The sequence below is a fragment of the Actinopolymorpha alba DSM 45243 genome, assembly GCF_000373925.1.
GTDB classification, from domain to species: domain Bacteria; phylum Actinomycetota; class Actinomycetes; order Propionibacteriales; family Actinopolymorphaceae; genus Actinopolymorpha; species Actinopolymorpha alba.
In genome coordinates, this window is record NZ_KB892774.1 from 1 (window position 1) to 26,003 (window position 26,003).

General features: G+C 64.9%; 24 protein-coding genes and 1 pseudogene. 9 read left to right on the forward strand and 16 right to left on the reverse strand.

What is annotated here, in order from left to right:
* Positions 1 to 579: cation diffusion facilitator family transporter (locus tag B141_RS0125260; RefSeq protein WP_020577979.1), on the forward strand; the 579-nt coding region annotated here is incomplete at its 5' end.
* Between the two features lie 134 nt (positions 580 to 713).
* Here B141_RS0125260 and B141_RS52935 read toward each other — a convergent pair.
* Positions 714 to 1,349 (reverse strand): annotated as a pseudogene (locus tag B141_RS52935) (YqjF family protein); the annotation flags it as partial.
* A 581-nt stretch (positions 1,350 to 1,930) separates the two neighbouring features.
* Here B141_RS52935 and B141_RS42640 point away from each other — a divergent pair.
* Together B141_RS42640 and B141_RS42645 are read left to right on the forward strand one after the other, a co-directional pair.
* Complete coding sequence (locus B141_RS42640; protein WP_020577981.1) at positions 1,931 to 3,823, forward strand: ATP-binding cassette domain-containing protein; 1,893 nt, start codon at positions 1,931 to 1,933, stop codon at positions 3,821 to 3,823.
* The gene (locus tag B141_RS42645) at positions 3,816 to 5,600 is read left to right on the forward strand and encodes an ABC transporter ATP-binding protein (RefSeq protein WP_020577982.1); all 1,785 of its coding nucleotides are present in this window, start codon (positions 3,816 to 3,818) and stop codon (positions 5,598 to 5,600) included. Before B141_RS42640 ends, B141_RS42645 begins: the two co-directional genes overlap by 8 nt.
* Positions 5,601 to 5,615: 15 nt before the next feature.
* On the opposite strand, the gene B141_RS0125280 is transcribed toward B141_RS42645, so the two are convergent.
* Positions 5,616 to 6,065 carry a GNAT family N-acetyltransferase gene (locus B141_RS0125280; protein WP_157181270.1) on the reverse strand — a complete coding sequence of 150 codons (450 nt, stop codon included), beginning with the start codon at positions 6,063 to 6,065 and terminating at the stop codon, positions 5,616 to 5,618.
* A 348-nt stretch (positions 6,066 to 6,413) separates the two neighbouring features.
* Between B141_RS0125280 and B141_RS46080 the strand changes: the two genes are divergently transcribed.
* Both B141_RS46080 and B141_RS0125290 read left to right on the forward strand, forming a co-directional pair.
* Positions 6,414 to 7,697 carry an HNH endonuclease signature motif containing protein gene (locus B141_RS46080; RefSeq protein WP_084678506.1) on the forward strand — a complete coding sequence of 428 codons (1,284 nt, stop codon included), beginning with the start codon at positions 6,414 to 6,416 and terminating at the stop codon, positions 7,695 to 7,697.
* A 170-nt stretch (positions 7,698 to 7,867) separates the two neighbouring features.
* Positions 7,868 to 9,103 (forward strand): sialidase family protein, encoded by a 1,236-nt coding sequence (locus B141_RS0125290; protein ID WP_020577985.1) that lies wholly within the window; start codon positions 7,868 to 7,870, stop codon positions 9,101 to 9,103.
* Positions 9,104 to 9,122: 19 nt separating this feature from the next.
* Here the strand turns inward: B141_RS0125290 and B141_RS0125295 are convergent, their stop codons facing one another.
* Both B141_RS0125295 and B141_RS49625 read right to left on the reverse strand, forming a co-directional pair.
* Positions 9,123 to 10,697: an MFS transporter gene (locus tag B141_RS0125295; protein WP_020577986.1), complete on the reverse strand. Its 1,575-nt coding sequence runs from the start codon at positions 10,695 to 10,697 to the stop codon at positions 9,123 to 9,125.
* A 143-nt stretch (positions 10,698 to 10,840) separates the two neighbouring features.
* A complete protein-coding gene (locus B141_RS49625; RefSeq protein ID WP_020577987.1) occupies positions 10,841 to 11,398 on the reverse strand; it encodes a TetR/AcrR family transcriptional regulator in 558 nt (185 codons plus the stop codon).
* Positions 11,399 to 11,486: 88 nt separating this feature from the next.
* Here B141_RS49625 and B141_RS49630 point away from each other — a divergent pair, with 88 nt between their 5' ends.
* Complete coding sequence (locus B141_RS49630) at positions 11,487 to 11,753, forward strand: hypothetical protein (protein ID WP_020577988.1); 267 nt, start codon at positions 11,487 to 11,489, stop codon at positions 11,751 to 11,753.
* A 38-nt stretch (positions 11,754 to 11,791) separates the two neighbouring features.
* A complete protein-coding gene (locus B141_RS42655; protein WP_020577989.1) occupies positions 11,792 to 12,421 on the forward strand; it encodes a DUF2461 family protein in 630 nt (209 codons plus the stop codon).
* A gap of 41 nt (positions 12,422 to 12,462) precedes the next feature.
* On the opposite strand, the gene B141_RS0125315 is transcribed toward B141_RS42655, so the two are convergent.
* The 6 genes from B141_RS0125315 to B141_RS0125340 form a co-directional block, all read right to left on the reverse strand.
* Positions 12,463 to 13,131: a response regulator gene (locus B141_RS0125315; RefSeq protein WP_020577990.1), complete on the reverse strand. Its 669-nt coding sequence runs from the start codon at positions 13,129 to 13,131 to the stop codon at positions 12,463 to 12,465.
* Positions 13,128 to 13,493, reverse strand: a complete 366-nt coding sequence (locus B141_RS50840) for an ATP-binding protein (RefSeq protein ID WP_202805911.1) — start codon at positions 13,491 to 13,493, stop codon at positions 13,128 to 13,130. Before B141_RS50840 ends, B141_RS0125315 begins: the two co-directional genes overlap by 4 nt.
* A 103-nt stretch (positions 13,494 to 13,596) precedes the next feature.
* The gene (locus tag B141_RS0125325; protein WP_020577992.1) at positions 13,597 to 14,136 is read right to left on the reverse strand and encodes a DEAD/DEAH box helicase family protein; all 540 of its coding nucleotides are present in this window, start codon (positions 14,134 to 14,136) and stop codon (positions 13,597 to 13,599) included.
* 106 nt (positions 14,137 to 14,242) lie between these two features.
* Positions 14,243 to 14,473: a hypothetical protein gene (locus B141_RS0125330; RefSeq protein ID WP_026257568.1), complete on the reverse strand. Its 231-nt coding sequence runs from the start codon at positions 14,471 to 14,473 to the stop codon at positions 14,243 to 14,245.
* Positions 14,474 to 14,504: 31 nt separating this feature from the next.
* On the reverse strand, positions 14,505 to 15,008 hold the full coding sequence (locus B141_RS0125335) for a hypothetical protein (RefSeq protein ID WP_020577993.1): 504 nt from the start codon (positions 15,006 to 15,008) through the stop codon (positions 14,505 to 14,507).
* Positions 15,009 to 15,080: 72 nt separating this feature from the next.
* Positions 15,081 to 15,521 (reverse strand): hypothetical protein, encoded by a 441-nt coding sequence (locus B141_RS0125340; RefSeq protein ID WP_157181271.1) that lies wholly within the window; start codon positions 15,519 to 15,521, stop codon positions 15,081 to 15,083.
* A gap of 140 nt (positions 15,522 to 15,661) precedes the next feature.
* On the opposite strand from B141_RS0125340, the gene B141_RS0125345 reads away from it, so the two are divergent.
* Positions 15,662 to 16,492, forward strand: a complete 831-nt coding sequence (locus B141_RS0125345) for a hypothetical protein (RefSeq protein WP_020577995.1) — start codon at positions 15,662 to 15,664, stop codon at positions 16,490 to 16,492.
* Here B141_RS0125345 and aceB read toward each other — a convergent pair.
* Positions 16,485 to 18,083, reverse strand: a complete 1,599-nt coding sequence (gene aceB, locus B141_RS0125350) for a malate synthase A (protein ID WP_040422268.1) — start codon at positions 18,081 to 18,083, stop codon at positions 16,485 to 16,487. The two genes, B141_RS0125345 and aceB, sit on opposite strands and share 8 nt — an antisense overlap.
* Before the next feature lie 104 nt (positions 18,084 to 18,187).
* On the opposite strand from aceB, the gene B141_RS0125355 reads away from it, so the two are divergent.
* Positions 18,188 to 19,003, forward strand: coding sequence for an IclR family transcriptional regulator (locus B141_RS0125355; protein ID WP_020577997.1), 816 nt, complete (start codon positions 18,188 to 18,190; stop codon positions 19,001 to 19,003).
* Here B141_RS0125355 and B141_RS0125360 read toward each other — a convergent pair.
* The 5 genes from B141_RS0125360 to B141_RS0125380 all read right to left on the reverse strand — a co-directional run bounded on the left by B141_RS0125360 (position 18,978) and on the right by B141_RS0125380 (position 25,884).
* On the reverse strand, positions 18,978 to 20,051 hold the full coding sequence (locus tag B141_RS0125360; protein ID WP_020577998.1) for a TolB-like translocation protein: 1,074 nt from the start codon (positions 20,049 to 20,051) through the stop codon (positions 18,978 to 18,980). The two genes, B141_RS0125355 and B141_RS0125360, sit on opposite strands and share 26 nt — an antisense overlap.
* 12 nt (positions 20,052 to 20,063) lie before the next feature.
* Positions 20,064 to 22,655 carry a hypothetical protein gene (locus B141_RS42660; protein WP_020577999.1) on the reverse strand — a complete coding sequence of 864 codons (2,592 nt, stop codon included), beginning with the start codon at positions 22,653 to 22,655 and terminating at the stop codon, positions 20,064 to 20,066.
* Positions 22,656 to 22,726: 71 nt separating this feature from the next.
* Positions 22,727 to 24,028, reverse strand: a complete 1,302-nt coding sequence (locus tag B141_RS0125370) for an ABC transporter substrate-binding protein (RefSeq protein ID WP_020578000.1) — start codon at positions 24,026 to 24,028, stop codon at positions 22,727 to 22,729.
* Between the two features lie 31 nt (positions 24,029 to 24,059).
* The gene (locus B141_RS0125375) at positions 24,060 to 24,953 is read right to left on the reverse strand and encodes a carbohydrate ABC transporter permease (protein ID WP_020578001.1); all 894 of its coding nucleotides are present in this window, start codon (positions 24,951 to 24,953) and stop codon (positions 24,060 to 24,062) included.
* A 1-nt stretch (position 24,954) separates the two neighbouring features.
* On the reverse strand, positions 24,955 to 25,884 hold the full coding sequence (locus B141_RS0125380; protein ID WP_020578002.1) for a carbohydrate ABC transporter permease: 930 nt from the start codon (positions 25,882 to 25,884) through the stop codon (positions 24,955 to 24,957).
* Positions 25,885 to 26,003 lie beyond the last annotated feature (119 nt).

Sequence of the window (26,003 nt, forward strand, 5' to 3'; positions counted from 1 at the left end):
GAACCGACGCCGGTCGAACCCGCAGGGATGGCACTCTTCGCCCTCATCGGCCTCACCGGCAACCTCATCGGAGTCGCACTACTCTTCCGCGCACGAGACGCCAGCCTCAACATGCGCGGCGCGTTCCTCGAAGTCACCACCGACACCCTCACCTCCATCGGCGTCCTCATCGCCGCCGGAGTGATCGCGACCACCGGATTCCTACGCGCCGACGCACTCGTCTCCATCGTCATCGGACTCGTCATCCTCCCCCGCGCCATCCGCCTCCTACGCGAAGCCGTCAACATCCTCCTCGAAGCCGCACCCACCCAAGTCGACCTCAACGAAATCCGCCGCCACCTCCTCCAAGTCGACCACGTACAAGACGTCCACGACCTCCACGTCCACACCGTCACCTCCGGCCTACCCATCCTCACCGCCCACATCGTCCTGGACACCGGATGCTTCCAAGACGGCCACGCCCCACAAATCCTCGACAAACTCCAAACCTGCCTCACCGGACACTTCGACCTCGAACACTCAACCCTCCAAGTCGAACCCTCCGGACACTCCGACCACGAACACCCCCTACACGCCTGACGGGCAACGGGCAGTCGAGGCAAGGGCAGCTTGACAGCTATCTGACAGGCGACGGAAAGCCCGTACGGGCGTGGACTTCGGGGGGCGTACAGCACGCTCGTGGGCGCGCCCTCGACCGGAAGTCCAACCGTCGCGAGGAGGCCGTGATCAGCCCAGTCGAGAAGCTCCGCACCATGCAGGGGCCACGGCTCGTGCGTGACCGGGGTATAGACCGTTCGGCCGTACCACCGCGAATGCAGCCCCCACCGCGCGGTGAGAAACTGATCGACCTCGGACGGGGCTACGGGCTTCCCGGTTCGAACGCGCAACGCGACGCCCACCCCGGAGGGACCCGGCCATCGACGCCGCGCGCGGTAGGTGAAGGTTTCCCCATCGTGCTCGCGCTCGATGGTCGACCAGGTGTATGGCAGTCGGCCGACCGCGCGAGTTCCGAGAACGAAGGCCAGCCGGGATGCTTCCATGGTCAGGAAAACAACGCCGCGCCGGCCTCGCGCGTCGCGCGAATAGACGCGCACGTTGAGTTCGAGGAAGTCGCCGAGGTACGGCGGAGGAGGCAGACCGGGCAGGCGTACCGCGTGCATATGCAGGGGAACGACACCGACCCAGGTCACGCCGTCCATCACGTCCGGCTCGGTGCCAGCCGGAAGCAGCCGGCGAACGGCATCAGGGGCGCAGGGCCAGTGGAGGAAGATCACGTCCCGCCACACCTGGGCGGACGCGGGCCAGCGAAGCTCGCGGGGCGCTATGGCGGTGAGGGGCTCGGGCTCCATATCCCGCACCTACGTGACCTGTGCCGGACCTGAGCTCTCATGAGACGCTGGGCGAGAACCCTGGCCTGGCAAAGCTGAACCGGAATTCGTGGAACATGTTCCTCCAGGGTGGGACAGAGTTCCCCACACGATAGAGGATTCGATAGCGGCGTACGGGGATCATCGCGAAATGGGTCGTGAACGGCGTCTGCTCCTCGCACCTGAGCAGGGACCAGCCATCTGGATCTTCAGGACCTGGGCCCATCCGCCGGGTGTGATGCGATAGCGATGCTCGCGGTTCGGCGCCGGGAACCGCTCGATCATCCCGGCGACCTGTAACTGCCGAGCAACCGTGCTGATCGAAGCCTTTACTCACACCCAGCGCCGAGCTCGTCGTTTAATCACGCGAAATCTCACCGGGAGCTGTGTAGAGTCCTGCCCCAAGGTCAAAGACCTCGGTTTTGGAGGTGGTTGCCATGTCGCGTTCGACACGTGCGGTGCCGCCTCGTCGTCGTAGCTCCTAGCGCCTCGATCGATCTGGGCCCGACACCTCACGTGCTCCCCTTTTGATCAAGCACGTATCGAGGTGAAGGAGACCGCTGTTGCTTGCTGTTCTGGCGTACGGATATCGCGTCGCTCGTGGCTACCTTCTGGTGGCCGTGGCATGCGCCGTACTGGGTTCGCTCACTGGGGTGGCATTGCTCTATGTGACCGGACTCGTGATCGGATCGGGTGCTCGGATCGCCACTGGTTCGGGTGCTGAGCTCACGTCGTTCTTCCGGCTGGTCACGCTCCTCGTCGCCGCATTTCTGGCGAACTCCGCGCTCCCACTTCTTCAAAGTCATCTGACTGCCGCACTGCGCGCGACCGCGGAGGCCGCGACCGATCTCGCGCGGTTGGAGCCGTTCGTGCGTCCCCGGGGAGTCAGCCATCTTGACGACCCAGGCGTGCACAACCTCTACGCCGCCTCAGCGGGGGTGGGGTGGACCTCGATCAGTCTGGCGCTCGCATCGCAGGTCGGTCTTATCACCACCCATCTGTCGCTGGCCGGGATCTGTCTGCTGATCGGATCGCTCTACGCCTGGTGGTACGCCGTCCTGCTGGTCGTGGTCACGCTGCTGATAGAAGCCTGGCTCGCACGCCTGCGCAGGGTCGAGAGTGCTGTCTGGGCTGGCGACACCGAGGGACAACGACGCGCAGATTATGTGTTCGACCTCGCCATGGGCCGATCCGCCAAGGAGCTAAGGGTCTTCGGCCTCGCATCCTGGTTGACCGGGCGCTACGTCGAGACCTGGAACTCGACCATCGCGATGGTTTGGAACGCGCGGAGGCGTTCGGCGGCAATCACGACCGTGGCGTTCATCGGGTACCTGGCAATCCTGCTGTTCGGGGTAGTGAGCTGTATCAATGCCGCCACGGCGGGAGACCTGACGCTCACGCAGGCCAGCACCGTCATTCCCGCTCTCCTGATGGCACCTAACACGATTGGCGCGTCCATGATGTGGGACTCCGGCCTGGGCAGCGGCCAGACCGGGCGGCAGGCGCTGCGCGCCCTTCAAGATCTCTCCGCCAAGGTCGACCATTCGTCGCATCCCGCCGCCGCATCCACATCCCTTCCTTCCTCAGCTCGCGTTTCGTCCACTCTGGGTGAGGCCCTTCCTTGGAATGACCCGATCGAGATCGTCCTGGAGGATGTGAGCTTTCGTTATCGCCACCAGGATCGCGATGTCCTACGCGGGCTGTCATTGCGGATCGCGCCTGGGGAGCGGCTCGCCCTGGTCGGCGTCAACGGCGCCGGAAAGTCCACCATTGTCAAGCTGCTCGCCGGTGTGTATCACCCGACGTCTGGCCGGGTGTTGGTCAACGGCATCGAACTGACCGCACTGAGCGATGCGGACCTCTCGCGCTGGCAGGCGCGCGTTACCACCATCGCGCAGGACTTCGTGCGACTTCCCTTGTCTGTCACAGAGAACGTCCTGCTGCGATCGGAACGTACTTCCTCCTCAGACCTGCGGCACTCGGCTATCTCCGCAGCGCGAAGATCAGGTGCTGCGGCCTTGCTGGAGGGGCTCTCCCGTGGTTGGGACACCGAACTCTCGGCGGAGTTCGAGGGCGGCGTTGACCTGTCCACTGGTCAATGGCAACGGCTCGCACTCGCCCGGGCGTTGGCCGCCGTCGAAACGGGGGCAGGACTCTTGATTCTCGACGAGCCAGCGGCCGCGCTCGATGTCCGCGCCGAAGCCTCGCTTGTTGAACGCTACCTCGACCATACGGCCGGAGTGTCTTCCCTGATCATCTCGCACCGGTTCTCCGTCGTACGCCCAGCCGACCGGATCGTCGTCCTCGCGGACGGGCGGATCGCGGAGTCGGGGACTCATGACGCGCTGATGGCGTTCGGCGGGGAGTACGCGAACATGTTCACGTTGCAGGCGCAACGGTACGCGCTCGCGCCAACCTCCGGCGACGATTCGTTGGCAGGAGGGCGCGATGTCTGAGCGGCTGCTTCCGTTGCGTCTCTGGCTCGGCTTCGCGTTCACACCGAGCCCGAAACTCACCTGCCTCCAGCTCCTCCTGACCGCGGTGCGAGCCCTTGCCCCGTTGGCGGTTCTCGTGGGTCTGAAACTCGTCATCGACGCAATCGCTGGCAGCGATACGGGGTCCGTGCGAATGGGGACCGGCGTTCTCGTGGTGGGCTTGGCGCTCACCCTTCTCATCTCGCCGATCCTCAATCCCGTTGAGTCCACCGTCAACGACAGAGGCCATGTCCATATCCATCGCGAACTCATGTCGCTGGTCTCCGGCATACCAAGCATTGACCATCACGAGAATCCCACCCTCGCCGACCGGGTCGCCTACCTGCGTGGCCAGGCCAGCGACATGAGCTTCATCGCCACCGCTCTGGTCGGAACGATGGTCGCCGTCATGGATGTCGCCGCGACCTTCGCCCTGCTGGCCAGTGTGCGTCTCGAACTCCTCCTGCTTCCCGTGCTCGGGCTACTCAGGATCTGGTCGGGCAACCTCAACGGACGTTGGCAGCAGGAGGCACGTCAACGGGTCGCAGTACATGTGCGCAGGCGTACCCTGCTTGGTGACATCGCCCGGGCCTCTCGGCACGGCGTCGAAGTCCGGACCTCCGGGCTTGCTCGGCTGCTTCTCGAGCGTTCCGGGGAGCTTCTTTCCGCCGAACGGCGGGAGAAGATCCAGGCCAGCTCGCGGGCACTCGGTGTCGAACTGGCCGCACGAGTGGCGTTCGGACTCGGCTATGGCGCCGCGATCATCTACGTCATCATCCTGGTGCGAAATGGTGCGGCTCCCGCGGGCGACATAGCCCTGCTCGTCCTGCTCGCCACGCGGGTCGATCAGACCGCTGGGATGGTGGCCGACCACATTCGCGGCACGTCCGCTACCTGGCGGCTGTTCAAGACCTATGCGGCGTTCGTGACGTATGCCAAGGAGCGTATGGAGATCGGTACGGGGCGCGATGCGCCTGATCGGCTGCGCACAGGTATCACCCTGTCCGGCGTGGAGTTCACTTACCCACAAGCGGGATCCACCGCACTCCAGGATGTCAACCTCCACCTGCCAGCTGGGAGCACCATCGCGCTCGTAGGCGAGAACGGCGCTGGCAAGACAACGCTGGTCAAGCTTCTCCTACGGCTCTACGAGCCGACCTCGGGTTCGATCACCGTCGACGGCATGGACCTTGCCGACATTGACACCACTGGATGGCGGACCCGCGTCACCGCGGGCTTCCAGGACTTCGACCGGTTCGAGTTCCGTGCTATGGAAACCGTCGGGGTGGGAGATCTCGCGCGAATAGGTGACACCAAGGCAATCCAGCAAGCGCTCGACCGCGGCGACGCCACCGCAGTCGTCGCCCAGCTTGGCGCCGGGCTTGACACTCAGTTGGGTCCGGCATGGTCGGGGGGTGTCGACCTGTCTGTTGGGCAATGGCAACGCCTCGCTCTCGCCCGCGCGTTCATGCGTACTCACCCACTACTGCTGGTCCTCGACGAGCCCACCGCAGCGCTCGATCCAGAATCCGAACACGCGCTCTTCCAGCGCTTCGCCAACGCATCCCGTGCCGCCTCAGGCGATCCTGGTGGCATTACCGTGCTGGTGTCCCATCGGTTCTCCACCGTACGGATGGCGGACCTCATCGTGGTGCTGCATGACGGGCGCATTGTCGAGGTCGGTAACCACGAACAACTCATGGCCGCCGCAGGTCACTACGCCGAACTCTTCACCCTGCAGGCGCGCGCATACGCGTAGCTATCCACCTTGGCTTTAGAGGTCCTTCCGCATCAGTGTGCACATGGTTTCGTAGTGCTCGATGGTGCCGTCTGGGCGTTGCTGATCCCAGGACTCCAGCTGGCGTCCGAATGCGACGTAGCCAAGGCGTTCATACAACGCCCGCGCCCGCGGGTTGTTCTCCTCCACGTCGAGTTCGGCGGAGCACAACCCGCGGGCACGGATGCGGTCCTCCGTCGCACCAATGAGGAAGGTACCGATTCCGAGCGATTGGAACTCGGCGCGTACGGCGAACTGCGTGAGTGATCCGGCGCCGGGCTTGGTTTCGTAGTCGATGCCGCCCTTCGCCACACTTGCTCCTGAAGGAATACAGACCACCAGGTAGTCGACTACTCCCACGCGGGCACGCTTCAACTGCCCTGCCATGTTCTCGATGTGGAGCGGCGAACCGGACCAAGCCAGTCCAGGAAGATCGTCGGTCGTCATGTCACGTACGGTCAGAGTGAGCTCGAGCACGAGCGTCTTCTCCGCCACCATCCTGCCACTGCCTCTCGTCCGTGAGGGTTCTCGTGGTCATGCTTAGCGGACAGGCCACGAGAACCGGAACTGATTTTGCGTCAGCTCTGCGAGCTGCCGCATTGCGGGATCCACAGCAGAGAGTTCCCTCTTCGGCCGGACGGTGGCCCATTCAATGAACCTACGGTTCATTCAGCAGAGTTCTTATTCAGAGTTACGGAGAGCTATTAAGAGGCACGGAAAATTACATTCCCGCAGGTCTTGAAATGGCCTCTTTCGGGCGGGGTTTTGTCGGTGGTCGCCGATAGTGTTCCGGTTATGGATGTCACGACTGGCGCCCCGCCCACGCAGCCACTGCGCGGGTTACTGGATATGGTTCAGGACGGGCTTGCTCAGGCGTTGAACTCCCCTGTCTGGTCACGTACGGACGCCGAGTCTACTGACGGGCTGCAGCAGGCACACCAGATCGTCGCTATGGCTGAGGCATTACGGCTGCGGCTCATCCACGACGCTGACACGCGCGAACTCGCCTCCCAGGCGGGTGCGACGTCGACGGCTGCGTGGCTACGGCACAAGCTGAAGCTGCACCCCTCCACTGTCGGCGCGGATGTCAAGCTCGCCAAAGCGCTGGAGACCAACCTTCAAGCCACCGGACAAGCTCTTGCCGCGGGAAGGATCTCAGCGCTGCACGCCAAGATCATCCGCGAGTCGATCAACCTTCTGCCCAAGGACATCAGCGACGACCAGAAACGCGAGGGTGAAGCGCGTCTACTGCAGTTGGCGACCCGCCACGATCCGAAAGAGTTGCGGCAGTTGGGCATCCACCTCTACGAGACGATCGACCCCGAAGATGCTGAGCGGCGGCTGGGTGAGCAGTTGGAGCGGGAACGCAAACGCGCCGAGCAGAAGCGATCCATCACCTTCTCCCACTCCGGTCCAGGTTTGCAGTCCGCCCGCGTGCAACTGCCCACCGACGAAATGGCCCGGCTCAAAGCACTCCTCGACCCGCTGGCCAGACCACGGAAGACGGACGCGAACGGGCCTGATACCCGCACCGCCTCCCGCCGCCTGGGCGACGCCTTCGTCGAACTCCTCGACCTTGCCCTCGCCGCCGGTGAAGCGCCCACGCGTGGTGGGACGAAGCCACAAATCATCATCACCATGACACTGGCCCAACTCGTCACCGGAATCGGCTACGCGACACTCGACAGCGGTGAACAGATCTCCGCCGAAACCGCGAGACTCCTGGCCTGCGACGCCGACGTCATCCCCGCCGTCCTCGACGGCAAAGGCCAAGTCCTCGACCTCGGCCGCACCACCCGCTTCTTCACCGCCGCCCAACGCCACGCCCTAGGCATCCGCGACGGGATGGAATGCAACTTCCCCTCATGTGACCGCCCCGCCAAATGGTGCGATGCCCACCACATCACCCATTGGGTCGACGGAGGCCGAACCGACCTCAACAACGGCGTGCTGTTGTGCGGTGCGCACCACAACCTCATCCACAACAGCGACTGGCAAGTCCGCATGGGACCAAACGGCAGACCCGAATACATACCCCCACCCTGGATCGACATCAACCAACGCCCCATCCGGACGTAATTCGATCCGGCAACACACATTTCCGGTTGCCACCCGTGCGACCTGAACCGGACCAGGCGCTTGCCAGGAATAGATTTGACGTTGCACAGTGAGGAACTCAGCATGGCGGGATCGGCCCAGCGCCGGCCGGATTCACTGGACCGGCGAGCTTTGGAGCTCGGCTGGAGGGGATGGTCAAGATGCGTCGGCGGTTGCTGCCCGCAGGTCTTATCGGCGTACTCGCACTGGCCATCACCGGACCGTCCACCATGGGATCCGCAGCCGCATCAGACCGCCCCGCCGCCATCAGCCCCGTCGCCGCGGGCGAATCGCAAACGACCAGGACCCTACTCACTGGCACCGTCTCCCTCTATCCACGTGTCCTCCGCCTCCAGCATTCCGGCCCTGCCAACGGACGGATCATCGCGAGTGTCGTCACGTTCACCGCTCGCGGCGGCGAGGGGGCGATCCTCGAGAGCGTCGACGACGGTCGCAGCTTCCATCAGGTCGGCGCGATCCCAGCATCAGAGCAGGCGGGGACGAACGGCCTGTGCTGCGCCAGCATCATCGAGCTTCCCCGGCAGGTGGGTAACCTCGCCGCCGGGACACTTCTGTGGGCAGGCAGTGTCGGCGCCGACGCCGGCCCGGATCGGCGGATGACCCAGCGAGTCTGGCGGAGCAGCGATCTGGGCAGGACGTGGACGTATCTTTCCACCTGCGCAGAGTCACCCAATGCCCGTGGCATGTGGGAACCCGAGCTGTCCGTCGATGCGTACGGTCGACTGGTCTGCCATGTCGCTGATGAGTCGGAAGGCCCGGCGGGCAGCCAACAGCTTGTGCGTACGGTCTCGACCGATGGTGTGACATGGAGTGCGAAGCAGGTCAGTGTGCTAAGCCGCGCGGGTGCGTTCCGCCCGGGAATGCCGATCGTACGCCGGCTGCCCAGCGGCAGGTACGTGATGATCTACGAGATCTGCGGCGTTCCAGGTCAGTACGACTGCGCGGTGTACTCGCGAACTTCGCCCGACGGCACGGACTGGGGCGACCCAGCCGACGCAGGGAAGCGGATCGTGAGCGCGACCGGACGGTACTTCAGTCACACCCCCACAATAGCGGTGGTTCCGCGCCCCGGACGCGAGCCGCGGCTGGTGCTGGTCGGCCAACTCCTGCAGGAGGCCGATGGCCGGCTCGCCGCTGGTAACGGCGCAACGCTCATGATCAACGAACGCGGCGGGCAAGGGCCGTGGCGGGAAGTCGCCGCACCAGTCGCCGTCCCCGGCGCGTACAACAACTATTGCCCCAACTACAGCTCAGCGCTCCTTCCCTCACCCGACGGCCGCAGCATCCTGGAGATCGCCACCGACTATGCCGAGGACGGCGTGTGCAAGGCGTACTTCGCGACCGGCCGCCTCACGGGAGACCGGTAAGCCGACTCTTCGAGAATTTCTACGCTACCGGCACCTCTTCGGGACCTTCGGAAATGGACGCGCCCTCTTCGTTCATAGATTCGGGAGATCCTGGCCGCGCCTTACGGAGCAGAAGGATCCCCAGCACGGCAAACACGATCACAATGGCCGCCGCCAGGGCCGACACGACGTTCAGTCCAGCAGCGAACGCATCCCGGGCCGGACCCAACAAGGCGGCCGCAAGCTGGTCGGGCAGACGGTCTGCAACAGCTACAGCACTGGCCAGACTCTCCCGTGCGGACAGGACGACCGACTCAGGAACACCAGCGGGTACGTCGAACTGCGCGCGGTAGATGGCAGTGCCCGCGCTACCGAAGATGGCGACGCCCATCGCGATGCCGAACTCTCCGCTTGTCTCCGACATCGCCGACGCCGCTCCAGCCTTCTCCGGCGGCACCGAGCCTATGACCATTTCGGTGCAGAGTACGCCCTGCGGGCCCATGCCGAACGACGCGAGCACCATCGCGGCCACCACGAGTCCAAGGCCGCCCCCGCCACCAACCTGGGTCAGCAGAAGGACGCCGGCCGCCGCGATCAGCATGCCGACTCCAAGGACGTACTCGGGCCGGAACCGCTGCGCCAGCCGCGGAGCCAGCAGCGAGCCGACAACGACGGCCACCGCCTGCGGAATCATCCACAACCCCGCTTGCAAAGGCGAAAGCCCTTCGACCAGCTGCAAGTACTGGTTGACAAGCAGGAAGACCCCGCCCATCGTGATGGCGCCGACCAGCATGATGCTCAGGGCCGCGCTGAACGCAGGCAACCGGAACAACCGCAGATCCAGCATCGGGTCGGCAAGCCTGCGTTGACGTCGTACGAACACAGCTCCAACCACCAGCCCGATCACAAGCGCCCCCAGCGCCGTACCATGAACGCCCTCTCGAGCCATCTCCTTCAGGCCGTAGATGATCGGCAGGATCGCGGCCAGTGACAGCGCGACACTGCTGAGATCCAACCGGCCGGCATCCGCGTGACGGTACTCCGGCAGCAACGCCGGCGCGGTGAGCAGCAGCAAGAGCATGACGGGTACGCCCATCAGGAAGACCGATCCCCACCAGAAGTACTCCAACAGGGCGCCTCCGACCAGGGGCCCGATCAGCATGCCGCCCATGAAGCAGGTCATCCATACAGAGATCGCCGTGCCGCGCTGTTTCGGATCACGGAACATGTTGCTGATCAGGGCGAGCGTGGACGGCATCAATGTCGCACCCGCCACACCCAGCAGCGCCCGCGACACGATCAGCATCTCCGCGCTGCTGGAGTATGCCGCAGCTATCGAGGCCACTCCGAACCCCGCACCGCCGAGCAACAACAACTTGCGCCGGCCGATGCGGTCGCCGAGCGTGCCCATCGTGACCAGGAGTCCGGCGATCATGAATCCGTAGATGTCCAAGATCCACAACAGCTCGGTGCTGCTCGGCCCCAGATCGGCGGCCAGGTGCGGCACGGCGAGGTGCAACACACTCATGTCCAAGGACAGCAGCAAGGTCGGCAACGCCAGGACAGCCAGCCCGATCCACTCCCGCCGCCCGGCTGTCCGCGTGTTCGTATCCATTCAGTGGTCCTCCGTAGTTCAGGTTCAGGGGTACAGACCCGACAGGAGGAGAAAACTCATCGCTCACCCGCCCCGGCAATCGGGGGCCGGACCCATACCTGCTACGGCCTAACGATCACGGGTACGCGAGGGACGCAGGCCCGTCAGCGCAGGAGTCCGCCGAGGACAAGGGCCCTGACGTTGCGCCTGGCGCGCGCTCGCGACCAGCGGTGCCGGGCACGAAGATGGACGTATCCCCAGCAGGCTGTGTTGAAGAGCGTTTCGGCCGCATCGGTCAGGTCACGCTCAACGGCGAGCGTCTCGTCATGGCGGCCGGCTTCCAGCGCCGCGAGGACCGGATCGAGGAACCCGACCTGCCGACCGGTCGAGTCGATCACGTGATCAGCCGCCCAGTGGAAGACCTCATCGGAAACGGCCAGCAGGTCCAGGTGCCGATCGATCACGTCGAACAAACCATCGAGCGTCGCCTCCAGCCGGCGGGCGCCGGTGCCAGCCATCGTCAGGACTGGCCACATCGTGTCGCGGAAGTCGACGGCAAGTCGGGAGAGAAGCCCGTTCAGGAGCGCTTCCTTCGTCACACCCTGGCGCCACAGGCTGACGCGGGACGACCCCGCCCGCTCCGCAACTCGTTCGAGACTCACGCCGCCAAAGCCGAGCTCGGCGAGGACCTCCACGGTCGCATCGAGCAGTTTCTCATCCACACGCTGAATCGTATCCATTGCAAATCTGAAACGTCCATGTTTCACTATCGGCATCATTTGGAGCCTGCCACTCTGATCGAGGTGTGCCATGCCGAATGCCGCGACTCCCATCGACCAAGACCTCGCACTGACCCTCACCCAAGATGAGGTGGCCAGCGTCCACGCACTGACTCGTGGGCTCTCCGAGCTCGCCGGCCGTGAGATCGACCCGTCGTCGGCAGTGGTCGCGGCACTCGACCGTGCACTCGAACGCCTCCTCGACGACTTCGAACTCTCGGACAGTGTCCGGGGCGAGATCAGCAGTTCCTTCTCCTCCATGCGAGCGAGCTGGCCACGCGGCAACTGCTGCCTGTGACACGTTCTGGGGTGGCGATGCGTGGAGGTGGTGGGAGGATGCCCGAGCCCTTCAACGGCTGGCCGGTCGAAGCGTTCGATCTCCTACTACGCTTCGACGGCGTACCGGCGTTGTCAACCCTGGAGCCATACCGGGCTGAACGTGAACGGCTCGTCCGCGACCCGATGATCGCGCTGTGCGCCGAAGTCGCTGATGGCTACACCGGCGAAGGGCACGTCTGGACGATCCATCGCCACCACGAGTCGTGGCAGCGCCAGATCGCTGTGTTCCAGATCGCTCCACATGTTGTCTTCTGGCTCGAGCTGAACCTGAGCGGACTCTCCGTCGAAGGAGCGTGGTGGAAGGCTGACACCACAGAGGTCGAGCGGTACCGCGCGGCGGTGGCCGCCGACACCGGCGCCGAACTCGCGCACATCACCGCGTGCCTGCAACAGAATGGCTACGAGATCCAGGGCGAGAAACTCAAGCGGGTCCCACGGGCATACCCGCCTGACCACCCCCGGGCGAACCTGCTCCGCTACCGAAGACTGTTCGCCCAACGTGACTTTGGCGCGCCGGACTGGCTACACACGCCACGCGCCGTCGACCACGTGCGGGCCACCTTCGACGACCTGCATCCCTTGACCTCTTGGCTCGCGACGTACTGCTGCCCCCTCTGCCCACCCTGATCCGCCCCGGGACAGCGACCATCCACCGCGGCGATCAGTATTCACAGCTGGGCGCGGAAGCGGGACCAGGCAAGGACGACTTGCACCCGATCGGGCAACCCGAGCTTGCCCAGGATGTTCGACACGTGCCCCTTCACGGTGTACTTGCTGATCACCAGCCGGCTGGCGATGTCGTCGTTCGACAATCCCTCCGCGATGAGCTCGCAAACCTCCCGCTCCCGGTCGGTGAGGCGGCGGCGCACCGCGGCCAGCAAAGCCCGATCGGCCTCCGTGGGCAGATCGGGCCGGAGCACCTCGATCATCCGCGCGGTCGCCTCCGGCGCTAGCACGGCCTGCCCGGACGCGACGATCCGGATGCCGTCACGCAGGCGTTCGCTGGGCGCGTCCTTCAGCAGGAAGCCGCTGGCACCCGCCTGCAACGCCTCGTACACATAGCTGTCCAGGTCGTACGTCGTGAGGATGAGGACACGGGTCGCCGCCTCGCCGCGGGCCTTGATGATCGTGCGGGTGGCCTCGATGCCATCCATGACAGGCATCCGGATGTCCATGAGGACGACATCCGGCCGGTGTTCGGCGGCAGCAGCCACCGCCTCCCAACCATTCACTGCGGTCCCCACCACCCGTAGGTCGGACGCGTTACTCACCAACCGCACCAGCGCCTCGCGAAGCAACTGCTCGTCATCGCAGACGACCACGCTGATGGCAGTCATGAGGCACCTCGCAGAGGTAGGCGGGCGAGCACCTCGAATCCTCCCCCGGCGTGGGAGCCCGTACGCAGCGAGCCACCGAGCAGCTCGACGCGTTCCCGCATGCCGATCAACCCGGTCTCGGTGGACCGGACCTTCAACCCCAGCTTGAGATCGCGCACGGGCTGGTGGGCGATCACGTCGACCTGAAGAGGGCCGGGCGCCGCCGGCGTACGACGAATCGTCAAGGTGAGTTCGGTGCCCGCGACCGTCGCGGCGAGTGAGAGATCATCCCCGGCACTGATCCCGTGCGCCGACGCTGGGGTTGCCGCCCCAGCAAGCACCGAGGCGGCCATAAGCAAGACGAGAATGAGTCGCACGACCACAGCCAGAACGCTAGGAATCTCGGCGTTCTCGCACATCAGGCCCGAGAAGTGACATCCCTAATTCCGGGGAACTACCGTCCTGGCCAGCCTGGGATGGGCATCGTTAGTTGTTAGCGAGGTCGACGCCGTACGCTCGGCTTATCCGGATCACATCATCGACGACCTGCTCTAGTGGCTGCCGAGCATCGACACCATGAGCGCCGGCCCCGAGCATCTCCGCTTCCAGCCGTGGACGCCAGTCCAGCGACCATTCGAGGGTCGCTCCGATCCTTCCAAAGTCGTTGTTGCGCCGCGGATCCGCGAGTCGCTGTGCCGTCGTCGCGTCATCGACCTGGAGCAGGATCAGCAGCTCGAAGCGCGGCAGATAGTTGGCCAGGTTGTAGGAAGCTCCGCACAGCGCTGTCGAGCGCTCTCGACATTCGCTCAGGACCTGCTCAAACCGCTCGTCGATCCACTGCCAGTGGTGGCTCCGCAGCCATTCCAGGTCTGGATTCGCCGGGAACTCGACCGGTATGCCTTCCGGATCTTCCCAACGAGCGAGCCCGTAGTCACAGTCGATCGAACGCAGGCCACGACGCCGCAGCCCGTTCGCTACCGATGATTTTCCGGACCCCGGACCGCCGACAACCAATACCGCCGCCATTCCCAGCAGCCTGCCCTGGCATGACCAGCAGTCGCAACCAGGTTTCCCTGGTGCGGGAGTCGGTTACGAGCCTGAGAGCAGCCTCGTTATGAAAACGCTGTTGGGGTCAGGCCGGCAGTCCGCGAATGGCTCGCAGTAGTCGAACCCGAACTTCTCGTACAACTTCCTGGCAGGTAGAAAGAACTCGGCCGAACCGCTTTCGAGGCTCAGCCGACCGAAGGTGGTCGAGAGCGTGCTTGCTCTCGAGCGGCGTGATGGACCGCATCTCCTGGACGTGCTCGTCGAGGAACGCGGCGATCCGCGGCCCGGACAGGTCATCCACAACGATCCTCACCATAGTTTCAATCCTTACCGCTACCGGCGACATGTCAGTGGAGCCAGCGGACCTTCTCAAGGTCGGTGGTGAGCTGGACGTTCTTCCAGGCCTCGAACTCGCGGGAGCCATCGCTGGCGGCATAAAAGGTGAGCAGAGCCGGTCCGTGCCGGCGTTGAATGCGATCAGCTGGATTCCCAGCGGAGCAGCGTGACTGCTTCGCGTTCGCGTACTCAACGCACAGCACGATGACGGGCAGCCCGTTCTCAGGCTTCCCGTGATCGGTCAGAAAGGTGACTTCGCGAGCTTCCACTCGCAAAGGCTCTTCGAGGCTGGCATCGCCGAACCTGTAGTAGCGGCCGAACTCATATCCAGGCGGGAGCTCGACGGGCAGAACCATCGTGATCCCAGGGACCTGATCCAGCTCGGCGGCAACGGTCTCGCGTTGATCGAGCGACGGAGGGTTATCAGTCGGTCGCAGGTTGGCCAGCATGAAGACCAGGATCACAACGACCGCCGCCAGGTGTGGCGGAACACGGACGCGACGCGACTGATTCATGGCGCGATCATGACAGAATCGACGCCCGCACGGGCAGGAACGCCAGCACCGCGCCCCAGTCGGCGGCAGCACCTAGCAGTGCTCTTCGATGAAGAGAAGGGAGCGGTGCCCATCGTCCTTGAACTCGCCGATCACGAAGTCCGTGAGATCGTGAGCTGACGGGCCCCTCACCCCTTTGAGGTACGGCCGGATCAACGCGAGGAACGCCGCTCGGTCTTCGACTGGAACCTCCCGAAGATCTGTTCCCTGCTGGTGGAGTACGCGGACATACGGATCGCGCAGCAGTTGTTCGAGACGAGGGACCTTGAGCGTCCCGCGGCGAAGCTGCCATCGGACGCCGTCCTCGTCCACGAACTCCCTCTCGGCGAGCGGAGACGCGAAGGCGACCCAAGCTCCGCACGTTCCTGCGTCGGCAGCCTCAGCAGACTCGACACTCTCGGTGATGGTGGCGTGACGACCCACCTTCTTCCTGCGCCTCACTCTCCCATTGTCCTCTTGATCCTTGGTGATCATTGCGGCGTAGGGCCCCGGTCGTACGTAGCCCCCCGACCAGCCTTCCCGGCTAGGATTTCCCAGACGCTCAATTTCGGGTAAAACGTCAGACCAAATGCTGGAGTCAGGCGCCGCTTCTGACACTCAAAGTTGGCGAGGATATGCGCAACGTAGTTTCCGGTCTGCTTGTCCTGCTCGCGTGCATAGCGACGGCCGCCGCCGTGCCGATCAGGTGGGCCGACTCGCAGCTACACTCGGCTGCCTACGCCGACACGATGCGTTCACTTCCTCAGGATTCCCAGGTACATCGCGCCCTTGTCGGTCTGATTACCAACGGGCTGGAGTCGAGCGGGCAGCAGGTTCCACCCGGGGTGATGAGCATCATCACGGCGCAGGTTCCGGTTGTGCTCAACACGCCGGAGGCCACTCAGGTCTGGGTCGACGCGACGCTGCTCGTCCGAGACCAACTGCTCAGCGGTCGAGGCGGCGAGGTCGCCATTGACGTTTCCGAACTGGTCCAGCCGTTAAGAGAAAGGCTACGAGCCCAGAGCATCCCACTACCTCCGTTACCGAAGGAATACACGCGGGTCGTCGTGATGAACGACCAGTCAGTCGCCCAAGCGCGAGAGGCCGCTCGGTTCATTGACGACACCGCACCGTGGATCTGGATACCCCCAGCCATCCTGCTGGCGCTCGCGCTGCTGGTTTCCAAACATCGATGGGTCACCCTCGCCGCAGTGGGAATAGGAACAGCCCTTGCCGCCCTCGTCGCGATCTACGCACTTGGCGCGGCCCGGGATCAGTATGTGGCCGGAATTGCGGAGGGCCCGACCCAAGCACTCGCTCTTGCCATCTATCAGTCGTTCGCCAACTCACTGCGTACCAATCTGCTCACCCTGCTCACCGTTGCCAGCGTTGTCGCTCTCATTGGCCTGGTGCTCGCCGTTGCCATGAAGGTTATCCGGCGCAGCAATGGGTCGGCCGCTACCTGATGAGGTCGTAGGCCGGAATGGTGAGGAAGTCCGCGTACTCGTCTGCCAGCGCGACCCTCTCGAAGAGTTCGCGCGCCCGCGGGTAATGACCAGCCGCGAAAAAGTCCACCCCCACGATGTCTCGAATCCCGGCAAGCTCCTCGTCCACGACGCGGCGCACCAGGTCCGCCGTGATGGTTTCGCTGGTGTCGAGCCGGGTTGAGTTGTGGATCCACTGCCAAATCTGGGAGCGGGAGATCTCGGCGGTCGCGGCGTCCTCCATCAGGTTGAAGATGGCGGCGGCGCCATTGCCCCCGAGCCAGGTGGCGAGGTACTGCAACGCCACGGACACGTTGTTACGAAGGCCCGCCTCGGTCACCTCTCCCGGCGTAGAACCCACGTCGAGAAGGTCCTCGGCGGTGACGTTGACATCCTCACGCAGCCGGTCGAGCTGGTTGGGCCGGATGCCAAGCCAGGCATCGAACACCTCCCTGCACACCGGCACCAGGTCCGGGTGGGCCACCCAGGAGCCGTCGAAGCCGTCGTTGGCCTCGCGTTCCTTGTCTGCCCGGACCTTCGCCAGTGCCTGCTCGTTGACCTCGGGGTCGCGCCGGCTCGGGATGACCGCCGCCATGCCGCCGATCGCGAACGCGCCGCGCCGATGGCAGGTCGCCACCAGGAGTTCGGTGTAGGCCCGCATGAAGGGCGCCGTCATGGTCACGGCGTTACGGTCTGGCAGCACGAAGTCTGGCCCGGCATCGCGGAAGTACTTGATGATGCTGAAAAGATAGTCCCACCGACCGGCGTTCAGGCCCGACGCATAGCTGCGCAGCTCGTAGAGGATTTCCTCCATTTCGAACGCTGCGGGAATCGTCTCAATCAGGACGGTTGCCCGGATCGTGCCCTGGTTGATGCCCAGCCGCTCCTCAGCATAGGCAAAGACCTCGGCCCACAGCCGTGCCTCGAGATGGCTTTCCAGCTTGGGAAGATAGAAGTACGTCCCACTCCCGCGTGCCAGCAACTCGTGCGCGTTGTGGAAGTAGTAAAGCCCGAAGTCCACCAGCGCACCGACCGCCGGACGCCCATCGACCACCAGGTGCCGCTCGTCCAGGTGCCAACCCCGCGGACGCACCACGATCGTGGTCTGCTGGCCGTTGTCCCGCAGGGCGTACTCCCGCCCGTCGGGTGAGCTGAACGAAATCTGCCTCCGGATCGCGTCCGCGAGGTTGACCTGGCCTCCCACCACGTTGCTCCAGTGCGGGGTGTTCGAGTCCTCCAGATCAGCCAGCCATACCTGCGCGCCGGCGTTCAGCGCGTTGATCGTCATCTTGCGGTCAGTCGGGCCGGTAATCTCGACCCGACGGTCGCGTAGGTCCTTCGGCGCCAACGCGACCCGCCAGGCCGGATCCTCCCTGATCGCCTTTGTTTCTGGAAGGAAGTCGAGCCGACCGGTCCGGGCCACCTCCGCCCTGCGTTTGGTCCGGAGGGCGAGAAGCTCGTCCCGGCGCGGACGGAAACGCGCGTGTAGTTCGCCCACGAACGCCAAGGCTTCCTCTGAGAGGATCTCCTGCCCACGTGCGATGACCTCGCCCGTCACCGAGATGTCGACCACCTGCGCCACTCCCCTCGTTGTTTCTTTATGTGGATGATACTTTTCGTGTTACGGAATCTGAAGGCATCCGGATCAACGACCTGACCGACCAGTAGTGTTTCGCCATGCGGAAGCAGCGCCCGACTGAGCGGAAGCAGAACGCGACAGACGCATCTCCCGGCGGGTCCGGGGGCGGCGTCCAGTCAGTCGAGCGTTCGCTTGACCTGCTTGAGCTGATGGCGGACGCCGACGGCGAGGTGACCCTCAGCCAGCTCGCGTCTTCATCCGGCCTACCAGCACCCACGATCCACCGGCTCCTACGCACCCTCGTCGCCGGCGGATACGTGCGCCGGGAGGCATCCCGCCGATACGCCCTGGGCCCTCGGCTCATCCGGCTCGGCGAAACCGCGAGCCGCATGCTGGGCGCCTCGGCGCGCCCCCATCTGACCGCACTGATGGACGCGCTCGGCGAGACTGCCAACCTCGCCTTGCTCGACGGCGATGAGGCCGTCTACGTCGCGCAGGTTCCATCCCGGCATGCGATGCGGATGTTCACCGAGGTAGGACGCCGGGTCGCGCTCCACTCGACTGGCGTTGGCAAAGCCCTTCTGGCACAGCAATCCGACAACGAGGTCACCGCGCTGCTCCAGCGCACCGGCATGCCGGCGCGGACACACCGCACCTTCACCAAACCTCGCCAGCTTCTCGACGAACTCGCCGCGATCCGCGCGCGGGGGTACGCCGTCGACGACGGCGAGCAGGAGGTCGGCGTCCGCTGCATCGCGGTGACCGTACCCGAAACGCCAACCCCTACGGCGATCTCAGTGTCCGGCCCAGCCGCCCGCATCACCGACGAGGTGGTCGCCCAGGCTGCTCCGCTCCTCCTGCAGGCCGCGCGGAAACTCTCGGCCGAGTTCAGCTACCACGAGAAAGGAAGCTGACGAACTTCTCCGCGTGCTCGCCGGCTCGATCCGCGGGGGTTTCCCACTGCTCCGCCTCCGGTGTGCGTTGCCACGCCTCGAGATCGAGGAGGCCGAGTCCACGACCGAAGCCCGCCTCATCTGTCCGCAACGCCACCATGAACGCCAGCCATCGACCATCCGGACTCACGTTGGAGTTGGTCGCCTTCCAGGTGTGGTCGACCGGCATCGACGTCATCCGGACCCGCTCCTGCGAACCGTCAAGCTTGAGTTTCCACAGGTCTCGCGGCGGAAAGAGCGGCCATTGGGTGTCGCAGGACGACTCGAGGCAGATGTACTCGTGGTCGGGAAAGATGCCCTCGCACTCGTTGTGCACCATCGCCTCGTCGAGGTATGTCGTGAACTCCCCGCTGTCGAGCCGGCAGCCCTTGACCACGCAGCGCGGATGAGGGGGACCTGCGTTCGCGACGTACTCCGCGAACACCACCTCGGTGTCGTCGTGGCGGAAATCCTGTGGCTCCGGACGCAGGCTGCCCCGCGTCCGGTAGAAGACCCGGTCGTCCCCCAACTCCGGCCCGTCGTCGCCGTACACGATCTCGGTGACGTGACATTCGTAGCTGTCTGGACCGCCAAGGCTCGGGTCGTTCCGGCCACTCACCGCATAGGTGATCCGTGGAGTGTGGGTCGAAACGCCGCAGCCTTCGAAGATGCGGCGGCCAAGGGGCTTCGGCGGCCGGCTGGCGTTCTTGTCGAGAACCCAAAGCTCAGCCTCGACGTGCCGGCTGGTGTCGCGATCCTTGAACGCCTGCGGACCGATCAGGAGGTAGTCGCCGTTCGACAGGATCAGCACCCGCAGGAACGAATGGTGCTTGCCGAGGCCCTTGGTGAGGTGGCGGACCTTGCCGGTCTCGAGATCGAGTTCACAGGCGTCGCCGTAGTTGGTCTCGATGAACGCGATCCTGCTCCCGTCCGCTGACCAGTAGGGCCGCTCGCCGTAGTCGAGGAGTTTGCGGTGAAACGGCGGTGGATCACCGAGGACGTGTGGGACGTTCACGCGTTCGTTGGGCACAGGTCGCTCCTTTCAGCGGATCTTCTGCCGGAGCAGGTGGTACGGCTGGTTGGCCAGCGACTCGTCGAGCCCCGGCAGGATCCAGGCATCTCCGGCCGGGTCGTGGACGGTGAAGTAGTACATGAGGGCGTACGCCGAATCCGTGTAGGAAGCGGGGATGGTCACCTCGTAACCTGCGTCGTTCCGGCTCACCTCCACGGTCTCGAAATCCTCGCCCTGGTTGAGATGCCGGTAGTGCAGGACGACCTTGCCCTCGAACGCCGGCTCGGCCGGGACAAGCTCGATCGGCACCTCGTCGCCGCGTACGAACGGCCCCGGCTGGGCGTGGTCGAACGCCGGCCGCGCGCTCCGGCGTACCTCCGTCAAGTCGGCCTTGCTCGGCATGGCGGAGCTGGTGCGCACGGCGGCGTAGCGGCGCTCGAGGTCAGCCAGGTCCGCCTCGATGGCCGGCAACCGGTCCGCCCAGTGTCCGTGCTCCGAACGCAGGTCGCCAAACGTCAGGTCGGCCCGGTAGACACCGGTGGTCACCTCGACGACGGCAGCGAACGCGTCGCGCGCGCTGCGGTACGCCGCGACGGCGTCGTCCAGATAGCGGCGGTCCTGTGTGCGTTCGTACAACGCGTACGCGAGACCGGCCCGGAACTTCCCGGCGAAGAACCTGCCAAGCCCCGCTTGCGCCGCGACATCAACCGCGAGGCGACGAAACTCCGGTGCCTGGGAATCCGCGACCCGGGCTACCGCGCCGGCGAGGTTGCGCTCGGCGTTCTCCGCCAGCCGATCCAGCCAGCCAGCCACCTCGACCGGTGAGTACCGGCCGTCCCGCCGACCGGCGAGGAGGTCGTCGGCGTACTCATCGATGCGGTAGAACAGGCTCGGATCGAACGCAGTCACGCCGCCGAGCGTTGGAGGCTCCGCGGTGTCTCGCGCGTAGTGGTCGGCGTTCGGGCCGTCGGCGATCGGCATGTTGAGGTAGATCTCAGGCCAGTAGCCGTTGTTGGACGCGCCAATGCCGTGCACCACGGTCACGAGTGGCAGGATCCGGCTGGCCGGCCCCAATGCCTGCTCGACGGCCTCGGCCGCATCGCCGTACTCCCCCCGCAGGAAACGTCGCCAGGACTCAGGATCGGCGTCGGGGTCATAGAGCAGCCGGCCCCACAGCCGGTAGGTGTAGCGGTACTTCTTCCATTCCTGACCGCCGAGGCGCAACGCGGGATCGGCGTACGGGTCCCGACCGTCCGGCTCGCCGGTATCTTTGCGGCCCTTGAATGTCAACGGCTCGCACAACTCCACGCCAAGCGCACCACCAAGGGTGCCGAGCCGTCCGTAGCCGGCAGCCAACACCGGATCGCCCCACAGCAACACCCGCTGGGTGCCGGGCCAGATCCGGAACAGCAGCCCGACATCGCTTCCCTCCCGCAGGAAGTCGCCGTACCCGTAGCGGGTGAAGCGCCGCTGATGCGCGGTGATCGCCATCAGTCCGCTGCCCGGGTCCTTGGTGGCACGTTCGCGCTCCCGGATCGTCGTCTGGTGGTACGGCAGACCCTGGTGTTCGGCCCAGTACTTCGCCGACACCAGGATCGGCATTCCCGTGCCACGGGCGATCTCCAGCAGCGCATCGTCGACTCCCTTCGCATGCATGTCGATCTCGATCGGCCGGCCGACGCCAGCGACCGCGGTCATCACGGTCTGCCAGAACTCCTCGTGGTCAGGCTCGGGGATGCCACCCTCGTAGTGGACTCGGATCGTCAGGCCGTCGATGGACGGGCACTCCCGCAGCAGTTGAGCCAACGCGGCCGCGCAATAGGCCGCGTGCGTTTCAGGTGTCAGGCCCCGGATGGGGTAATGCGGCTCCGAACCCTCACCCTGGTCGTACGCGTGGTTCCACAGGCCGAGCTGGAAATGCAGGCCACGACGCTTCGCCTCCTCGCTGACGAACCGCAGGCTGGCGAGGTTGCGGTCGCGTTCGCCGTCCGGCAGGTCGCCAGCGCGTACCTGGTAACCGGGGACGTCAAGCAGGAACGGATAAGGGAAACAGAGGTAGTTCTCGGTCGCCGGATGATGGCCGTAGTTGTACTGCATGCCGAACGCCAACTGCAGCCGGTTGATCCGGTTCGTCGCGAGCTCCGTCAGGTAATCCGCCCAGAAGTCCCGATCGTGAAACCACGGCTTGTCCTCGACGTCGCTGACAAAGACCCGCGAGATGCTCCGGACCGGTGTTGCCGGCTGGTGCGTCTCCGGCTCAGTCCCGCGTAGCTCCGCGAGAGCGTCGCTGGCGAACGTCGCCCGGTCGGCGAGTTCGAGTACGCCGTACATCAGACCGCGTGCATCCCCACCCGTGACCTGCACCGCGCCGTCAACGCTAGCTTGACGGCGGAACGTGAACGATTCGGCAGGGCCGGTCCCCTCCCCACCGATGACAAGCAACAGATCGGCTGGCGTACGGCGGTCGGGCGGGCTTGGCCGCACGCTGATGCCCGCATCGGCCAGGACCCCGGTGAGGTGGCTGATCGCCCACTGCACGGGTGGTTCGAGTACGACTGGATCCGAAGGGTCGAAGACGATCGCGATCGTCGGAGGTTCGCCACGACCGGTCGGGGCGCTCATGTGTGGTCCCTCATTCCTTGAGTCCGTCTGGCGGCAGTCGGTCAATGCGGATGCGGATAATGGCGATGCGGTCAGGCGGATGCGAGTTCCTTCGCGGCCTCGGCGAGGAACCGGTCAGCGCCGGCCTCGATGTCAATCCGCCCGAAGGCGATGTCCTCCGCCGCCCGGCCAAGAATCAGGCCCACCTCGCCGGCTCCCTTCGGTGGTAGCGGCGGCGGCGCACTGGCGTACGTCGCGAGAAGGTGATCGCTGAAGTCGATCAGTTGGCGTTCCATGACGTCGAGGTCCTCGCTCTTCAACAGCTTCTGGACCTTCTTCGACGGCGGCGGGCCGCTCTCGAGACCGTAGCCCTTCGCCACCTCGAGGTTCGCGACGAGCGTGCCGATCGTGAGCGCGGCCTCGCGCTTGTGCGGGGAACGCACGAAGCAGGACAGCATGCTGGGTGCGCGGAAGTACTGCACCCGCTTGCCTCCGGTCGGAGCCACCAGCGTGATCAGCCGGTGTTCGGTCAGCCCGGCGAAATTCATGCTCGCGTCGGAGTTGAGGAGCAGGATCGCGGCGCTGCCCTTCACCAGCGGGCTGTTCTGGACGCCGTTCTGGTAGGCGGCCTGGACGTTCGCCGGCACGCACGCCTTGGACGCGCGCAGCTCGGACCAGTACTCCAACCACTCGACGAGATCCTTCCGTGGAACGGCGATCTTTCCGTCGTCGTACAAAAGGCCACCCCGCCCGCGTACCCAGAGTTCCAGATAGTCGAGTTTTCCAGAGCCGTCCTCGGAGCCGTAGAAGTCGCCCCCGACCGCCTCATGAATCTTCTTCGCAAAGGCACCGAAGTCGTTCCAGGTCCAGGTGTCCGGCGGCTTCTCGACCTTCGCCTTCTTGAGGACGTCTTCGTCGACGAGAACGCAGGGAATGGTCATCCCGCGCCCGACGCCGTACAGCTTGCCGTCGACCCGACCGAGATCCACGTAGTTCTTGTCCATGTCGTCGAGGTTGATGAGCTCCGGCGAGTATTCGTCCAGCGGTTGCAGGACATTGCGACCGGCGTACTCCGCCAACCGACTCCACGACATCGACAGCACGTCGGGAGCGTTGCCGCCGGACACCTGTGTCGCGAGGCGGTTCCAGTACGAATCCGGGTCGGTGTACTCCGGCTTGAAGGTGAGATTCTTGTGCAGCTTCTCGACTGCTTTGACGCCGGCGAGCTGGCGCTTGTGGCTCTCCGCCGCTCCCCACCAGCTGATCCGGAGTTGGACCTTGCCGTTGGTGCTCGCTTCGTTCCTGCCGCAGGCCGACAACCCGAGGACGGCCGCGGCGGCTGACGCCTGGGCGCCGACGGCAAGGAGCCGACGCCTCGAGAGGTGCGGGTTCATCTGGCGTACCCCTTCCGGAGACGTACGCCGCTCACCCCCGAATTCCGGTGGTGGAAATTCCCTCGACGATCTTTCGCTGGAAGAAGAGAAAGACCAGGAAGGTCGGGATGAGCGACACGACGGACATCGCGAACATGGGACCCCAGGCCGAGCCGCCCAGGGAGTCGAGGAACATCCGCAACCCCAAGGGCACGGTGTAGAGCCCCGGCTCGGTCAGGTAGATGAGCTGGCTGAGGAAATCGCCGTAGGTCCAGATGAAGGTGAAGATCGCGGTCGTCACCAGCGCTGGACGCAGGAGCGGGAGGACGATGCGAAGGTAGAAACGGAACGGACCACAGCCGTCCACCGCCGCCGCGTCGTCGAGCTCACGTGGGATGGTGCGGATGAACTGCACCATCAAGAAGATGAAGAACGCATCCGTGGCCAGGAACTTCGGGACGATCAACGGCAGATAGGTGTTGACCCAGCCGAGGTTGAAGAAGAGCACGTACTGCGGGATGAGGGTGACGTGGTGCGGCAGCATGAGCGTGGAAAGCATGACCGCGAACCACAGCTTCTTGAAGCGGAACTCGATCCGGGCGAAGGCGTACGCCGCGGCCGAACACGCCAGAATGTTGCCGATGACACATCCCACCGTGATCACCAGCGAGTTGGTGAAGAAGACCGTGAACGACTGACTCGCGCCGGACCAGCCTTCGGAGTAGTTGGCGAGATCGAAGGTCCGTGGCCACAAACCCAGCTGGGTGAAGATCTCGGTGTCCGGCTTCACCGAGCTACTCACCAGCCAGAGCAGCGGATACACCATCAGGGCAGCTCCCCAGGCCAACGCCGTGTGGAGCAGAAGGCGACGCGGCGACGGGACAAGGCGCGACGATGTGCGCTGGCGTGCACCCGCATGTCGTACGTTCGTACGCGCCGTGGCCATGTCAGCTCCTTTCGTCGCCGTAGAAGACCCAGAACCTCGACATCAGGAAATTGACCGCGGTGAACGCCGCCACGATGGCGAGCAGCACCCACGCCATCGCTGATGCGTATCCCATGCGGAAGTTTCCGAAGCCTTCGGTGTAGAGGTAGAGCGTGTAGAAGAGGGTGGAATCCGACGGTCCGCCGGTGCCGCCGCTCACGATGAACGCGGAGGTGAACGCCTGAAACGCCTGGATGATCTGGAGTACGAGGTTGAAGAAGATGATCGGCGACAGCAGCGGCAGGGTGATCTGAACAAACCGCCGCACGGGACCGGCTCCGTCGACCTCCGCCGCCTCGTGGAGTTCGCGGGGTATCTGCCGGAGGCCGGCAAGGAATATGATCATGGGTGACCCGAACTGCCACACGCTGAGCAGAACCAAGGTGTGGAGCGCGGTGTCCGGAATCGATATCCAGTCCTTTCCCGCGATCCCGAACCATCCGAGCACCTGGTTGGCAAGGCCTTTCTGATCAAAGACCTGGCGCCAGACCACGGCGATGGCGACGCTTCCACCCAACAGGGACGGGACGTAGTACAAAGCGCGGTAGAAGCCGAGGCCGCGAAGGCCCCGGTTGAGCACCACCGCGAGCAGCAGCGCGAAACCGAGTTGAAGAGGCACCGAGAGCGCGACATAGACGAAGGTCACCGTGAGGGACTGCAGGTACCTCGGATCGCTGGTGAACATCTCGACGTAGTTGCTGACACCGACCCAGGACGGCGCCGTGAAGAGGTCGAAGTCGGTGAACGACAGGTACAACGAGGTCACCATCGGCCCGGCCGTGAGCACGGCAAGCCCCACGAACCACGGCGCCAGAAACGCGTACCCCACCAGGTTGTTGCGCTTCGTACCCCGCCAGGCCGGCGTCGAGGATCGAGTGTCTGTCTTCCTCACGCCACTTCGGTCGGCGGAACCAGGCGAGGCGTTGGGCGGTGTCCCGACGCGGGTCGAGCCCGGTGCTGGTGATGACATCCCGTTCGCCTCCTCGAAAACCCTTCGAGGCTGCCCGAACT